We start from the raw sequence: 14,630 nt of genomic DNA, 5'->3' as shown, positions 1-14,630 counted from the left end.
GCAGCACGCGAGGAGGAGATCTGAGTCATGCCCGGAGCAGAGCCCGTGATCCACGCGGAGCACCTGGAGAAGCGCTACGGCCGCACCGTCGCGGTCGCCGACGTCAGCCTGACCGTCCGCCGCGGCGAGATCGTCGGCGTGCTGGGCCGCAACGGCGCCGGCAAGACCACCACCGTCGAGATGATCGGCGGCCTGCGCGAGCCCGACGGCGGCACCGTGCGGGTGCTCGGCCTCGACCCGGCCGGGTCCGCCGCCGACCGCGCCGCCCTGCGCGAACGGGTCGGGCTGCAGCTGCAGGAGTCCGCGCTCCCGCTGCGGATCACCGTGCGGGAGGCGGTCGAGGAGTACGCGTGCTTCTACGACGACCCGGCCGACCCCGGCGACCTGCTTCGCGACCTCGGTCTGGCGGACAAGGCCGGCACCCAGTTCCGGGCGCTGTCCGGCGGGCAGAAGCAGCGGCTGTCGATCGCGCTCGCGCTGGTCGGCAACCCCGAGATCGCCGTCCTGGACGAGCTCACCACCGGCCTCGACCCGCAGGCGCGCCGGGACACCTGGGACGTCGTGGAGCGCGTGCGGCGGCGTGGCGTGACGATCGTGCTGGTCACGCACTTCATGGAGGAGGCGGAGCGGCTCTGCGACCGGGTCGTCCTCGTGGACGCCGGCCGGGTGGTCGCCGAGGGCACGCCCGCCGAGGTCGCGGCCCTGGTCGGCGCCGACCAGACGCTGACGTTCCGGCCGTCCGCGCCCGTGGACGCGGCGGCGCTCCGCACGCTCGGCTCCGTCGGCGCCGTCGAGGTCGACGGTGGCATCGTGCAGGTGCGCGGCACCGGGAACGTCGTGCAGGACGTCATGGTCGCCCTCGCGGGCGCCGGCGTCCGGCCCGACGACCTGCGGGTGCACCGCAGCAGCCTGGAGGACGCGTTCGTCCGGCTGACCGGCGCCGCCGCCGACGACGCGCGCCCCGGCACCCCGTCCGCGACCGACCGCGTGGAGGCCTGAGATGTCCGCGACCAGCCCCCGGGTGCTCCGTCGGGTCACCGCCGTCGAAGGGCGGCTCGCCCTGCGCGAGCCGTCCACCGTGTTCTTCGCCGTGCTGTTCCCGGCCGTGCTGCTGGCGGTGCTCGGGCTCGCGATGCCGTGGGGGTCGACGCCGTACAGCGAGGACGACCCGCTGCTGTCCCGGATCAACGGGATCACGGGCTACACCCCGGTCGTGCTGACGCTCGCCGTCGGCACCGTGGCGCTGTCGGTCTACCCGATCACGATCGCCACCTACCGCGGCACCGGCGTCCTGCGCCGGCTGTCCACGACGCCGCTCCCGCCGTCCCGGCTGCTGGTCGCGCAGGTGCTGGTGAACGTGACCGCGCTGCTCGTCGCGGCGGTGCTGGCCCTCGCGGTCGGGATGCTCGTGGTCGACGTCGCCGCCCCGGAGCGTCCCGGGGTGGTGCTGGCCGGGTTCCTGCTCGCCGCCACCTCGACGTTCGGCGTCGGGTCGCTCATCGCGGCGCGCGCGCCGACCGCGGGCGCCGCCACCGGGATCGGCATGACGGTCTACTTCGTGTCGCTGTTCTTCGCCGGGGTGTGGCTGCCGCTGCCGATCATGCCCGAGGTGGTCCAGCAGGTCGCCGCGTGGACGCCGCTGGGCGCCGGCTCGCAGGCGATGCTCGACGGCTGGGTGGGCGCCGGGGTGCCGGTGCGCGAGCTGCTCGTGATGGCCGGGTGGACCGTCGTGCTCGTGCCGCTGTCCGCGCGGCTGTTCCGCTGGCGGTGAGCGTGGGGTCGGCCGGGGGCGCGGTGCGCGGCGTGCGGTCGGCAGGGGCGTCGGTGAGCGGGGCGCGCGGGGCGCCGCCGAGCCGGCACCTGGGAGCGTGCTGGGGATCACGTCGAGAAATGGTGCAGATCTCAACCGTTCCCTGAAGTGCCCGGGCCGGGCCGCCGATGTTCCCGGTATGCCACCGGTCGCGCCTGGACGCCGCGCGCACGGACGGGCGCCGCACGAGGCGCCCGTCGTCGTGCGCTTGCTGGCGCACGTCCCGGCCTGGGCGCGGGCGGGTGGCAGCGCCGCGGCCGCGGGGCGGGTGCTGCTGCTGTTCGGCGGCGCCGTCGTGATCCTGGGGGCGCTGTGCCTCGGGGTCGACGGGCGCGGGCTCGCCGTGCTGGCGGGGATGTCCGGCGCGATGCTCGGGCTCGTCGGGCTGAGCCTGCGCATCCGGTGGCAGCGCGACGGCTGGGGCACCCTCGCGTTCCCCCTCGCCCTGCTGCTCGCCCTGTGCACGGTCGGGCTGACGACCACCGGGATCGCCAGCGCCTTCGTCGGCCTGATCCCGCTGTGCTTCGTCCACGCCGGCCTGTTCCACCCGGGGCGCGCGGCTCTCGCCCTGCTGCCCGCCGCGTGCGGCGCGTACGTCGCGATGGCCTCGACGCTGAACGGCAACGCGGTGGTGCGGCTGGTGGTCTACGCCGTCACCTGGTGGGGGACGGCCCAGGTGATCGCGCTCGCGACGGCGTACCAGCGCGACGTCCGTCGACGGCTGCGCACCGACGCCCGCACCGACGTCCTCACCTCGCTCGGCAACCGCCGGGACCTCGACGAGCGGCTGGCGCGCGCGGTGCCCGGCGACTGCGTCGTCATCGCGGACCTCGACCACTTCAAGCGCGTGAACGACAGCCGCGGCCACGCCGCCGGCGACCTCGTCCTCGAGCGGTTCGGGCACGTGCTGGACGAGCACCTCCGGCGGCGCGACTACGCGGCCCGTTACGGCGGTGAGGAGTTCGTGCTGATCCTGCCGCGCACCGAGCCGGTGCAGGCCGTGAACATGCTGCGGGCCCTGCGCGCCGAGTGGGCCGAGGAGGGCACCGGCGTGACGTTCTCCGCCGGCATCGCGGTCATCACGGACTCCGCGCCGGCGGGCTCGGCGCTCGCCGCCGCGGACATCGCGCTGTACCGGGCCAAGCAGGCCGGCCGGGACCGGTTCCGGATCGCCACCGAGGGCCTGTCGGCGAGCCGGCGCCCCGGGGCGGACGCCGACGGCCCGGGCGTGCGGGACCACTCCAGCGACCGGCCCGACCTCGAGGGCCGGCGGGACCAGCACGCGAGCTGCTGACCCCACGGCCCGGCGGACGACGAAGGCCCGGACCGAGTGGTCCGGGCCTTCGTCTTCTCACCGGTCGGGGTGGCGGGATTCGAACCCACGACCTCCTCGTCCCGAACGAGGCGCGCTACCAAGCTGCGCCACACCCCGGTGAAGCCCGCCCAGCATAGCCGACGCGGGACGGTGGTCGTGCATCGAGAACCGGCGCGGGCCCGAAGTGTGAGCAGCGTCGCGTCTCAGGCTGCGACGAGCGTCAGCAACGTGGCCTCCGGCCTGCACGCGAACCGCACCGGCGCGTACGGCGACGTGCCGAGCCCGCCGCACACGTGCAGCCAGGTGGAGTCCGCCCCGCCCCGCGCGTCCGGCCGTGCGCCGGGCCAGCCGTGCAGGCCCTTGGCCCGGTCCCGGGGCAGGTCGCAGTTGGTCACCAGCGCGCCGTAGCCGGGCACCGCGAGCTGCCCGCCGTGCGTGTGGCCGGCGAGCACGAGGTCCGCGCCGTCGGCGTGCATCGCGTCCAGGACCCGCCGGTAGGGCGCGTGCGTGACGCCCAGGTGCAGGTCGACGTCGCCGTGCGGGGCGCGAGCCACGCCCGCCTCGTCGACGACGGGGGCCGGGCGGACGTCGTCCTGGCCGCCGGCGGCGGGGAACCGGTCGCGGTCGAGGTGCGCGTCGTCGGTGCCGACGAGCGAGATCCGCCGGCCGCCCGCCTTCACCTCGTCGCGGCGGTTGGTCAGGTCGACCCAGCCGGCGGACCGGAAGCGGTTGCCGAGCTCGCGCCACGGCAGCTCGACCGGCGGCCGGGGCGGCTGCACGCGCGCGTCCGGGAGCAGGTAGCGCGCCGGGTTCTTGGGCGACGGCGCGAAGAAGTCGTTCGACCCCCACACGAACGCGCCCGGGGTGCCGAGGTGCGGCTCGAGCGCGTGCAGCAACGCCGGCATGGCGTCGAGGTGCGCCCAGTTGTCACCGGTGTCCACCACCAGGTCGGGCCGGAGCGACGCGAGGTCGCGGACCCAGTCGACCTTGCGGTGCTGCCCCGGGGTCAGGTGCAGGTCGGACAGGTGCAGGACGCGCAGCGGCTCCTGGCCGTGCGGGAGCACCGGGACGGTGACCTCGCGCAGCGCGTACCAGCGGGACTCGACGAGCGTGCCCCAGGCGAGCGCGGCGGCGCCGGCGAGCGCGGCGCCACCCAGCGCCCGGGCGACGGGGTGGGTCATCCGTTCCCGCCGCCGTTGCCGCCACCGCCACCGCCGCCGCCGTTGCCGCCGCCGGGGTTGCCGCCACCGGCGTTGGGGTCCGTGCCGGGCGTCGCGCCCGGGCCGCTGGACAGCGTCAGGGTGATCGAGCTGCCCGCGGGCGCGCTGCCCGACGGGCTCTGGCTGACGACGGAGCCGGGCGTGATGTCCGAGGCGGTGGTGCCGCCGACGGACGCCGAGAACCCGGCGGCCCGCAGCTCGGAGATCGCGGTGTTCTGGTCCTTGCCGACCACTGACGGGATCGGGACGGACCGGCCGTAGACGCTCTCGGTCGTCGGCTGGTCGAACCCGGGGTTGGGCTGGCCGTCGGCGAGGGCCTGGTCCATGAACCGCTTCCAGGTCGCACCGGCGACCGTCGCGCCGAACACGTACGGGATGTAGCGGCCGTTGATCGTGATGCGCTGCATCGGCGTGAACGTGTCCGGGAACCCGACCCACACGGCCGACACCAGGCGCGGCGTGTAGCCGACGAACCAGGTCTGCTCGTTGCGGCTGGTCGTGCCGGTCTTGCCGGACGCGGTGTAGCCCTGCGGGGCGCCGAGGCTCTTGCCGGTGCCGGTCCAGACGTTGCTGAGCGCGTAGTTCATCGACCGGGCGATCTCGGGGTCGAGCGCCTGCTGGCAGCCGGCGTCCGGGACCGGCAGGTCGACGCCGTCCGCGTCCTTCACGTTGGTGATCGCGATCGGCTTGCAGTAGACGCCGCCCGAGGCGAACGCCGCGTACGCGCCGGCGAGCGCCAGCGGGGTGGTCGAGTCCGAGCCGAGGACGTTGGCCGGGTACGCGTTGAACGGCTCGCCCTCGACGCCTGACGGGGACTGCGTCACGCCGAGCGCGGCGGCACCGTCCATGATCGAGCAGAGGTCGAGCTGCTGGGCCATCGTCAGGTAGGCGAGGTTCACCGAGTTCCGGGTCGCGTCCAGGATGGTCATGCTGGAGCTGGCGCCGCCCTCGGAGTTGCCGGGGGTCCACGACTTGTTGATGCCGCGGTTGCCGCAGGCGGTGAACTGGTTCTCGTTGAGCGCCCGGACGCTGCCGTTGACCCGCTCGCTCAGGCTGTGGCCCTGCTTGAGCCACTCGAGCAGCGTGAACGGCTTGAAGGTCGAGCCGGGGGCGAAGCCGCCGGAGCCGCCGTACGAGTAGGAGGTGTTGTAGTTGACCGACGTGTCCCGGCCGGTCGCCTCGGCGGTGTTGTTGTAGTTGCGGTTCTGGGCCATCGCCTTGATCTGGCCCGTGCCCGGCTCGACCACCGAGATCGCGGAGCCCACGGCGGAGCCGTCGTCGACCGGCACGCCGTTCTTGACCTCGGTGTCGGCCTCGGTCTGCAGGCGCGGGTCCAGCGTCGTCGTGATGGTCAGGCCGCCGCGGTACAGCGTCTCCTCGCGCTCCTCGGCGGTCTCGCCGAAGGCCGGGTCGTTGCGGATCACGTTGGTGACGTAGTCGCAGAAGAAGCCGGAGCCCTGCACCACGTTGCCGGCGGCCATGCAGCCGCTCTGGGCCTCGCTCACGTGCAGGGTGTCACCGATCGGCGCCGCGACGCCCGCGTCGTACTCCTCCTGCGTGATGTAGCCCTGCTCGTTCATCAGCCGCAGCACGATGTCCCGGCGGCCCTGGGAGGCCTCCGGGTTCCGCACCGGGTCGTACGCCGTCGGGCTCTGCGTGATGCCCGCGATGGTCGCGGCCTCGAGGTAGGTCAGCTCCGTCGCGGGCTTGCTGAAGTACCGCCGCGCCGCGGACTCGACGCCGTACGTCGCGACGCCGAACTGCGCGATGTTGAGGTAGTTCTCGAGGATCTGGTCCTTGGTCATCGTCTTCTCGAGGGCGATGGCCAGCTTGGCCTCGCGCAACTTGCGCGCGTACCCCTCGGCGCCGTCGGCCTCGCGGGCCGCCTCGGCGCCGGCGAGGTCGCCGTCCCGGACGGCCGTCTCGATCAGGACGTTCTTGACGTACTGCTGCGTCAGCGTCGACGCGCCCTGCGTGGAGTTGCTGAACTGGTTCTTCACCAGCGCGCGCACCATGCCGGCGGGGTCGATGCCGCCGTGCTGGTAGAACCGCTTGTCCTCCGTGGCCACCACGGCGTTCTGCATCTGCACCGAGACCTGGTCCAGCGGCACGACGACCCGGTTCTCGGAGAAGAACTCCGCGAGCACGGTGGTGCCGTCGTTGGCCAGCATGACGGACTTCTCCGACAGCGGCCGGGTCTCGAGCTCCGACGGGAGGTCCTCGAACGCCTCGACGCTCAGGTCGGTCGCGGTGTTCGCGACGGCGACGGTCGGCAGCACGAGCCCGGCGGTGAGCAGGCCGCCGACGCCGGCGGTCAGCACGAAGGCGAGCAGCAGCGCCAGCGCCTGCACGACGGTGACCTGCCGCCCGCGCGGCGTGGGGGAGGGAGCCATGCCCGCCAGGGTACGGGAGCCGCCCCGGCCGCCGCCGGTCGTCCACAGGGCCCGGGGGGACCTGCACGGTACCTGCACACCCGGGGCACCGCTGGCCGACCAGGGGGAACAACCCGAACGGAGGATGCGATGGGACGAATCGACCCGCTACGGTCGGCCGTGCAGGGGGGACTGCCGCACCGGACCGTCGATCCACGACGGCCCGCGGGCGGTGCTGTCCCGTACGCAGGGGACAGGGGGATGGCTCGATGACGATCACGGGGCCCGACGGGCACTGGACGGCGAGCGCGAAGTGCGGCGCCGGCGGGGTGGCGCCCGACGCGCTGTTCGTGGAGGGCGCCGCGCAGCGGGACGCCCGGGCCGTGTGCGGGGGGTGCTCCGTCCGGCTGCTCTGCCTGGCCGACGCCCTCGACTCGCGCGCCGACTTCGGCGTCTGGGGCGGCATGACCGAGCGGGAGCGGCGCGCGCTGCGCCGCCGCCGGCCGGACGTGGAGTCCTGGTACGACGAGCTGCTGGGCGCCGAGCCCGCGGCGCCCGCGGCCGCCGTCGGGACCTGACCGGGACGCGGGCCGGGACCTGACGGGCGTCCGCGGGGCACGGCTAGGGTGGCGCCATGGCCACCACCACGTGGGAGTACGCGACCGTCCCCCTCATCGTCCACGCGACCAAGGCGATCCTCGACCAGTGGGGTCAGGACGGCTGGGAGCTCGTCCAGGTCCTGCAGTCCGAGACCGGGCTCGTCGCCTACCTCAAGCGCCCGACGGGCGAGAAGTGACCGGCGCGGTCGTCGCGCGGCTCGCGGAGCTCGGCATCGAGCTGCCCCAGGTCGCCGCGCCCGTCGCCGCCTACGTCCCGGCCGTCCGGACGGGCGACTACGTCTACACGTCCGGCCAGCTGCCGTTCGTGGCGGGCGAGCTGCCGGTCAGCGGCAAGGTCGGCACCGGCCCCGGCCAGGTGTCCCCGGAGACGGCGCAGGGCCTCGCCCGCACGGCGGCGCTGAACGCCGTCGCGGCCGTCGCCTCGCTCGTCGGGGACCTGGACCGGGTGGTCCGGGTCGTCAAGGTCGTCGGGTTCGTGGCGAGCGACCCGGCCTTCACCGGCCAGCCCGGCGTCATCAACGGTGCGAGCACGCTGCTGCACGAGGTGTTCGGCGAGGCGGGCGTGCACGCGCGCTCGGCCGTGGGCGTCGCCGTGCTGCCGCTGGACTCGCCCGTCGAGGTCGAGATCGTCGTGGAGCTCGCGCCCGAGGACTGAGCGCCCGCCGACGCGAACGGCCCGGCCGCGCCCCCAGGGGCTGCGGCCGGGCCGTCGTCGTCGGTGCGGGCGGGTCGCGCCTCAGCGGGCGCGGCGCTCCAGGCGGTCGACGTCCAGCAGGACGATCGCGCGCCCCTCGCGCCGGACCCAGCCGCGGGCGGCGAAGTCGGCGAGCGCCTTGTTCACGGTCTCGCGGCTGGCGCCGACGAGCTGCGCGAGCTCCTCCTGCGTGAGGTCGTGCGCGACGCGGACGCCCTCGTCGGTCTGCTGGCCGAACCGGTGCGACAGGTCGAGCAGCGCCTTGGCGACGCGGCCGGGGACGTCGGAGAACACCAGGTCCGCGAGGGCGTCGTTGGTGCGGCGGAGCCGGCGGCCGAGCGCGCCCAGCAGGTGCTTGGCGACGGTGGGGTTCTGCTCCAGCCACGGGATGAGGTCGTGGTGCCCGAGCTCGAGCACGACGGCGTCGGCGAGGCCGGTGGCCGTGGCGGTGCGCGGGCCCGGGTCGAACAGCGACAGCTCGCCGAACATCTCGCCGGGGCCGAGCACGGCGAGCAGGTTCTCGCGGCCGTCGGAGGACCGGCGGCCGAGCTTGATCTTGCCGGAGCGGATCACGTAGAGCCGGTCGCCCGGCTCGCCCTCGTGGAACAGCACCTCGCCGCGGGCGACGTGCACGGGCGCCATCGACGCGAGCAGCGTCCGGGACGCCTCGGGGTCCATGTTCTGGAACAGGGGCGCCGTGAGCACGACGTCGTCCTCCACGGGAGGGACCTCACCTTCTTGCCGGGATGTGACGCCCCTCAGTGTGCCTCATCACGCGCCGGCAGGACGGCGCAGCGCGTCGACGCCTCCCTCGGTCACGTCCCGGGCGAGCCGGTCGATGTACCGGTCGGTGAGGCGCCGCAGGGCGTCCTCCAGCCGCATCTCGTAGCGCGCGAGCCGCAGGTCCAGGTCACGCAGCCGCGGCAGCTCGTGCACCTCGGCGATCGGGAGCGCGCCGCGGACGGCGGCCGCGAGCTCCGCGGCGGGCGGCACGTCGGCGGCCGAGGCCCCCAGCACGCTGCGCACGTCGGGGCAGGCGCCCGGAGCCTGGGGCGGGGCGGCGGCGGCCACCGCGAGCTCCAGGCGGTCGCGGACCAGGCGCCGCCAGCGGACGACGTGCTGGTGCTCGAGCCGCAGCGCACCGCGCTGCCGGCGCAGCTGGGTGAGCTGGTCAGCCGTGCCGGCCAGGGTCATGCGGTCCGCCCACTCTCTCGGACGACCCGTACGGCCACAGGTCGCGTCCTCCCATCTTTCGACGCCCCCGGTGCCCGACTTGAGAAGTTGGTCATGTGATCAAGTCCCGGTCACTCGCCCAGAGCAACCGTTGTCCCCCGGGGGGATCTACCCTGGCCGCATGAGTCCCGCCCGGCCCCCCGAGGCGGCGGCGGCCGCGTCCCGGCCGCCGGTCGCCCTGGTCCGCCGCGCCCGCCGGGTGAACCGCGCGCTCGCCGTGCGGTGGCCGGACGCGCGGTGCGAGCTCGACTTCCGCTCCCCGCTCGAGCTGCTGGTGGCGACGGTGCTGTCCGCGCAGACCACCGACGTGCGGGTCAACCAGGTCACGCCGGCGCTGTTCGCCCGCTACCCGGACGCCGCGGGCTACGCGGGCGCCGACCCGGCCGAGCTCGAGGACCTCATCCGGCCCACCGGGTTCTTCCGCGCCAAGGCCCGCTCGCTGCAGGGCCTCGGACGGGCGCTGGTCGAGCGGTTCGACGGCGAGGTGCCGCCCCGGCTGGAGGACCTGGTGACGCTGCCCGGCGTCGGCCGCAAGACGGCGAACGTCGTGCTCGGCGACGCGTTCGGCGTCCCCGGCATCACGGTGGACACCCACGTGGGCCGGCTCGCCCGCCGGCTCGGCTGGACCACCGAGGAGGACCCGGTCAAGGTCGAGCAGGACATCGCGGCGCTGATCCCGCGTCCCGAGTGGACCCTGCTCAGCCACCGGCTGATCTTCCACGGACGGCGGACCTGCCACGCGCGCAAGCCGGACTGCGCGACCTGCCCGATCACCCGGGACTGCCCCTCCGCCCTGGTCCGCGTCGGTGCCCCCCCGATCCCCGAACCGTCGTCGAGCGGGCAGGGAGATGTCCCCATCCGAGCCGTGACGGGACATCGTCTGCCCGGTCGGCGTCCTCAGCCGAGCTCGGCCAGCCAGTCCCGCAGCAGCGCGGTGACCCGCGCGGGCTCCTCCTCCGGCAGGTAGTGGCCCGCCCCGGAGAGCATCTCGAACCGGTAGTGCGGGCCGAGCCGGCGGGCCACCGACCCGTCCGCCATCGCGCGGGACACCGAGTAGCAGCCGTCGGACCCGCCGTGCACCTGCAGCGTCGGGACCGGTGCGGCTTCGCGCAGGGCGACCGCGTGCCGGCGGCCGTCCGCGCGCACGCCGGAGCGGTACAGCCAGCGGACCTGCTCCAGCGCGGAGTGCGCCGCGAACGGCACGTGCGCCGCCCGCCGGTACACCGCCAGCGCCGCGGGGTCCGGCCAGCGCGGCCCGCCCCACTCGCGCAGCAGCCGGGCGACGAGGTCGCCGCGGGTCATCGCCCGCTCGGGCAGGTAGGGCACCTGGATCTCGGCCATCCGCTGCGCCGCCCGGGCGCGCAGGCCGGAGCGCGGGTCGGCCCGCCGGGTCAGCGGGTGCGGCGAGGACAGCACCGCGACGCCCCGGGTCAGGCCGGGGTGGTACGCGGGCATCGCCCACGCGACGTCGCCGCCGCCGACGCCGTGCCCGACCACCACCGCGCGGTCGCAGCCCAGCGAGCGGACCACGCCGGCGACGTCCCGGGTGAGCGTCGGCACGTCGTACCCGCTCGGCGGCTTGTCGGACCCGCCGGTGCCGCGCAGGTCCATCGCGACGACGCGGTGGCCGTCCTCGGCGAGGGCGGGCAGCTGGTGGCGCCACGCCCACCACAGCTCGGGCAGCCCGTGCAGCAGCACCACCAGCGGGGCGTCCCGGTCGTCCGGCCCGGCGACGGCCACGTGGAACCGGGAGCCGTTCGCCGGCACGAAGTGGTGCCGCCACGGGCCGTCGAGCAGGAGGGCGGCGGAGTCGACGGTCATCGACGCCGAACCTACCGCGTCCCGGCCACGTCCTGGGGGGACCGGTGCTGCCGGTCGCGCGCGGCGAGCGCGGCGCCGCCGAGCACCGCCGCGGTCGTCGACGCCAGCAGGATCGCCACCTTGAGGTGCTCGTCGTGCGGGCTGCCGGCCCCGAACGCGAGCTCCCCGATGAGCAGCGACACGGTGAACCCGATGCCGGCGAGCAGGCCCACCGCACCCACGTCGCGCCAGTGCAGGTCGGGCGCCAGGGTGGCGCGGGTGAACCGCGCGACCAGCCACGTCGCGGCCAGGATGCCGACGGGCTTGCCGACGACGAGCCCCAGCGCCACGCCCTGGGCGACCGGGTCCCGCACGGCGTCGGACACCGCCCCGCCGGACAGCGGGACCCCGGCGGCGAACAGCGCGAACACCGGCACGGCGAAGCCGGCGGACACCGGGCGCCAGCGGTGCTCGAGGCGCTCGGCGACGCTCACGGCCTCACCCGGACGGGCGAGCGCGGGGGCGGTGAGGCCGAGCAGCACGCCGGCGATCGTCGCGTGCACGCCGGACGCGTGCATGAGCGCCCACGCCGTGCCGGCCAGCAGGACGAGGGCGGCGTGCCCGGCGACGCCGGGCCGGCGCACCCGGACCAGCGCGGCGAACAGGGCGACCGCGACCAGCGAGGCGGCCAGCCACACGAGGTGCAGCCCGTCGGTGTAGACCACCGCGATGACGACGATCCCGAGCAGGTCGTCCACCACGGCGAGCGTCAGCAGGAAGGCGCGCAGCGACGCCGGCAGGCTCCGGCCGACCACCGACAGCACGGCGACTGCGAACGCGATGTCGGTCGCGGTGGGCACGGCCCAGCCGCGGGTCGCCCCGCCGGCGGCGGTCGCGTTCACCAGGAGGTACAGCAGCGCGGGCACCGCCATCCCGCCGACCGCGGCGACGACGGGCACCACCGCGGTGCGCGCCCGGCGCAGCTCGCCCGCGACGATCTCGCGCTTGAGCTCGACGCCGACGACGAAGAAGAAGATCGCCAGCAGGCCGTCCGTCGCCCACGCCGCGAGGCTGAGGTCGAGGTGCAGGGCGGCGGGGCCGACCACGGTGTCCGACAGCGTCGCGTACGACGCCGACCACGGGGAGTTGGCCCACAGCAGCGCGACCACGGCGCCGACCAGGAGCAGCACGCCGCCGGTGCGCTCGGCGCGGAGCGTGTCGAGCAGGTTGGCCAGGCCGCCGGGGGTCAGCGGGCCGAACAGGCGGCTCGGCTGCTGCGGGGCGGGGGCGGGGGAGTGGGGCACGGTGCGGCTCTCCGAGGGGTCGACGACGAGGACGCCGACCAGGCTTCCCGGCACACCGCGGACGATCGTACCCGGGCGGCGCCCGCGGGGTCAGGCGTCGGCGGCGACCTCGGCCGGCGACGCGGCGGTGGCGCCGTCCGCCGAGCGGCGGTCCTTCGGCGGGTCGAACCGGTAGCCGACGTTCCGGACCGTGCCGATCAGCTGCTCGTGCTCGGGGCCGAGCTTGGCGCGCAGCCGCCGGACGTGGACGTCGACGGTCCGGGTGCCCCCGTAGTAGTCGTAGCCCCAGACCTCCTGCAGCAGCTGGGCCCGGGTGAACACGCGGCCCGGGTGCTGCACCAGGTACTTGAGGAGCTCGAACTCCTTGTACGTGAGGTCCAGCGGGCGGCCGCGGAGCCGGGCGGTGTACCCGCCGGCGTCGATCATCAGCTCGCCCGAGGAGATCTCCTGCGGCTGGTCGTCGTAGGACGACCGGGCCGCGCGCTCGATGACGAGGCGGAACCGCGTCTCGACCTCGGCCGGTGTGGCGTTCTCGAGCACGATGTCGTCGGCGCCCCACTCGGCGGTGACGACCGTGAGGCCGCCCTCCGTCAGCACGAGCACCAGCGGCACCGTGAGGCCGGTGGCGCGCAGCAGCCGGCACGTGGTGCGCGCGGTCACCAGGTCGCGGCGCGCGTCCAGCACGACGATGTCGGCGTCGGGGGCGTCCACGAGGGCCGAGGGCTCCACGGGCAGCACCCGGACCCGGTGGGACAGCAGCCCGAGCGCCGGCAGCACCTGGGACGAGCCCCCCGACGCGGGCGTGAGCAGCAGCAGGTCGGCCACGCAGCGGCCCTCCTCCCGTCCGAATTGGGGACACGGTACCCCTCGGATGTCACGTCCGGCTCCGCGTCCGCGACACATGACGGTGGTACAAGCGGCCGGCGTTCCCGGGCGCCCGCACCCGGTCCGATGCCGGTCGAGGGGCCCCGGGATGCGAGGATGGCGCCCGTGCCCGCCTCGAACCGCGCCGTGACCACGGCCGTCCTGGCGACGCTCGTCGCCGTCGCCGGTGTCCTCGGGGGCGTCTCGCTCGCCGGCCGGGACGGCGTCGTCCTCGCCGCCCTGCTCGTCCTCCTGTCCGGCGTCCTCGCGCTCGGCTGGCCCCGGGTCGCCGGGCTGCCGGCGCGCGCCGGCAGCGCCGTCGTCATCGGGCTCGCGGGCGTCGCGGCGGTCGTCGTCGTGCACGTCACCACCACCGAGCCGCTGCTCGGGGACGTGCCGGCCGTGTTCGCCGGGGCGGTGCTCGCCGCGTTCGTGGCCGAGCTCGTGCGCCGGGACGGGCGCGAGCGGCTGGTCGAGTCGCTCGCCGGGACCGTGGCCGGTGCGCTGGTGCCGGTGTGCGCGGCCGGCTGGCTCGCCGCCGAGCGCACCGCCGCGGGCGACGCGGTGGTCGTGACGGGCGCGGTCGCCCTCGCGGTCGGCTCCGCCATCACCGCGCTGCCGCTGCGCGGCTGGGCCGGGGCCGGCGCCACGCTCGGCGCCGCCGTCGCGGGCGGGCTGGTCGCCGGCGCCGCGCTGCCGACCGTCGGGCTGCTCTCCGGGGCGCTGCTCGGCGCCGCGATCGGCGTCCTCGTCGCCTCGGGCGACGCGCTGTTCGACCGGCTGCCCGCCCTGGAACATCGTCTCGCGGGGTGGGCGGTCGCTGTGCTGCCCGTCGCCGTCACCGGCATCCTGGTCTACGTCGTCGGCCGCGTGCTCGTCGGCTGACGACCGGGACGCCCGCCGGGCGCGCCCGTTCGGCGGACCGGGGGTCGGCATGGGGCTGCGCGTCCTGATCGTCCTCGGCGTGCTCGCCGTGGCCGTCGTCGCCGGGCTGGTGTGGCGCTCGCGGAACGGTCGGTTCGTGGCGTCCCGCGGCGACCAGGCCGCGGCCGAGCGGCTGACCCCCGCCGACCTCGGCGCGCCGCTCGGGGCGGCGGCGACGTTCCTGCAGCTGTCGTCCGAGGCGTGCGCCCCGTGCCGCAGCACCGCCGCCGTGCTCGGCGCGCTCGCCGCGGACCGGCCGGGCGTCGCGCACGTGGAGGTCGCCGCCGAGGAGCGGCTCGACCTGGTGCGGCGGTTCGACGTGCTGCGCACCCCCACCGTGCTGGTGCTGGACGGCGCCGGCGCCGTGCGCGGCCGGCTGTCCGGGGCGACCACGCGGCAGCAGGCGCTCGACGCGCTCGACCGCTGTCCCGCCACCGCCGCCTGACCGGCCCGCGCCGGAGCACCGCGCCCCGG

The 14,630-nt window shown here is 75.7% G+C and carries 16 protein-coding genes and 1 tRNA gene; 9 read left to right on the top strand and 8 right to left on the bottom strand.

The features are described 5' to 3' along the window. Positions 1–27 precede the first annotated feature (27 nt). The 3 genes from G6556_RS10315 to G6556_RS19915 all read left to right on the top strand — a co-directional run bounded on the left by G6556_RS10315 (position 28) and on the right by G6556_RS19915 (position 3,104). Entirely contained in the window at positions 28–999 is a 972-nt protein-coding gene (locus G6556_RS10315; protein ID WP_166940996.1) for an ABC transporter ATP-binding protein, read from the top strand. Between the two features lies 1 nt (position 1,000). Next, on the top strand, positions 1,001–1,771 hold the full coding sequence (locus G6556_RS10310) for an ABC transporter permease (protein WP_166940994.1): 771 nt from the start codon (positions 1,001–1,003) through the stop codon (positions 1,769–1,771). A gap of 241 nt (positions 1,772–2,012) precedes the next feature. Then, entirely contained in the window at positions 2,013–3,104 is a 1,092-nt protein-coding gene (locus G6556_RS19915) for a GGDEF domain-containing protein (protein ID WP_166940992.1), read from the top strand. Between the two features lie 64 nt (positions 3,105–3,168). Here G6556_RS19915 and G6556_RS10300 read toward each other — a convergent pair. The 3 genes from G6556_RS10300 to G6556_RS10290 form a co-directional block, all read right to left on the bottom strand. Next, positions 3,169–3,242 (bottom strand) — tRNA-Pro (locus G6556_RS10300). Between the two features lie 86 nt (positions 3,243–3,328). Then, a complete protein-coding gene (locus G6556_RS10295) occupies positions 3,329–4,306 on the bottom strand; it encodes a metallophosphoesterase (protein WP_166940990.1) in 978 nt (325 codons plus the stop codon). Further along, positions 4,303–6,738, bottom strand: coding sequence for a transglycosylase domain-containing protein (locus G6556_RS10290; protein ID WP_166940988.1), 2,436 nt, complete (start codon positions 6,736–6,738; stop codon positions 4,303–4,305). The genes G6556_RS10295 and G6556_RS10290 overlap by 4 nt, the downstream gene beginning before the upstream one ends. 248 nt (positions 6,739–6,986) lie before the next feature. Here G6556_RS10290 and G6556_RS10285 point away from each other — a divergent pair, with 248 nt between their 5' ends. Genes G6556_RS10285 through G6556_RS10275 form a run of 3 tightly spaced genes read left to right on the top strand, consistent with a single transcriptional unit; the run spans position 6,987 to position 7,992 of the window. Next, positions 6,987–7,295, top strand: coding sequence for a WhiB family transcriptional regulator (locus G6556_RS10285; protein WP_166940986.1), 309 nt, complete (start codon positions 6,987–6,989; stop codon positions 7,293–7,295). A gap of 56 nt (positions 7,296–7,351) precedes the next feature. Further along, positions 7,352–7,513 carry a DUF4177 domain-containing protein gene (locus tag G6556_RS10280; protein WP_146837291.1) on the top strand — a complete coding sequence of 54 codons (162 nt, stop codon included), beginning with the start codon at positions 7,352–7,354 and terminating at the stop codon, positions 7,511–7,513. Next, entirely contained in the window at positions 7,510–7,992 is a 483-nt protein-coding gene (locus tag G6556_RS10275) for a RidA family protein (RefSeq protein WP_166940984.1), read from the top strand. Before G6556_RS10280 ends, G6556_RS10275 begins: the two co-directional genes overlap by 4 nt. A gap of 81 nt (positions 7,993–8,073) precedes the next feature. Here G6556_RS10275 and G6556_RS10270 read toward each other — a convergent pair whose 3' ends face one another. Further along, a complete protein-coding gene (locus G6556_RS10270) occupies positions 8,074–8,709 on the bottom strand; it encodes a Crp/Fnr family transcriptional regulator (RefSeq protein ID WP_203669331.1) in 636 nt (211 codons plus the stop codon). 93 nt (positions 8,710–8,802) lie between these two features. After that, positions 8,803–9,225, bottom strand: a complete 423-nt coding sequence (locus G6556_RS10265) for a hypothetical protein (RefSeq protein ID WP_166940983.1) — start codon at positions 9,223–9,225, stop codon at positions 8,803–8,805. 160 nt (positions 9,226–9,385) lie between these two features. Between G6556_RS10265 and nth the strand changes: the two genes are divergently transcribed. Next, a complete protein-coding gene (gene nth, locus G6556_RS10260; protein WP_166940981.1) occupies positions 9,386–10,231 on the top strand; it encodes an endonuclease III in 846 nt (281 codons plus the stop codon). On the opposite strand, the gene G6556_RS10255 is transcribed toward nth, so the two are convergent. Genes G6556_RS10255 through G6556_RS10245 form a run of 3 tightly spaced genes read right to left on the bottom strand, consistent with a single transcriptional unit; the run spans position 10,162 to position 13,193 of the window. After that, entirely contained in the window at positions 10,162–11,085 is a 924-nt protein-coding gene (locus G6556_RS10255; protein WP_166940979.1) for an alpha/beta hydrolase, read from the bottom strand. The genes nth and G6556_RS10255 overlap by 70 nt on opposite strands. Positions 11,086–11,096: 11 nt before the next feature. Continuing rightward, positions 11,097–12,422 (bottom strand): Na+/H+ antiporter NhaA, encoded by a 1,326-nt coding sequence (gene nhaA / locus G6556_RS10250; RefSeq protein WP_346774825.1) that lies wholly within the window; start codon positions 12,420–12,422, stop codon positions 11,097–11,099. 36 nt (positions 12,423–12,458) lie between these two features. Continuing rightward, positions 12,459–13,193, bottom strand: coding sequence for a response regulator transcription factor (locus G6556_RS10245; RefSeq protein WP_166940977.1), 735 nt, complete (start codon positions 13,191–13,193; stop codon positions 12,459–12,461). A 165-nt stretch (positions 13,194–13,358) separates the two neighbouring features. On the opposite strand from G6556_RS10245, the gene G6556_RS10240 reads away from it, so the two are divergent. Continuing rightward, positions 13,359–14,117 (top strand): hypothetical protein, encoded by a 759-nt coding sequence (locus tag G6556_RS10240; protein ID WP_166940975.1) that lies wholly within the window; start codon positions 13,359–13,361, stop codon positions 14,115–14,117. 49 nt (positions 14,118–14,166) lie between these two features. Then, positions 14,167–14,601 carry a thioredoxin family protein gene (locus G6556_RS10235; RefSeq protein ID WP_166940973.1) on the top strand — a complete coding sequence of 145 codons (435 nt, stop codon included), beginning with the start codon at positions 14,167–14,169 and terminating at the stop codon, positions 14,599–14,601. Positions 14,602–14,630: the final 29 nt, after the last annotated feature.

The sequence above is a fragment of the Cellulomonas sp. IC4_254 genome (assembly GCF_011603975.1).
In the GTDB taxonomy this organism is placed as follows: domain Bacteria; phylum Actinomycetota; class Actinomycetes; order Actinomycetales; family Cellulomonadaceae; genus Cellulomonas.
The sequence above is the reverse complement of the archived record's forward strand: the minus strand, read 5'-3'. Positions and strand labels throughout refer to the sequence as shown.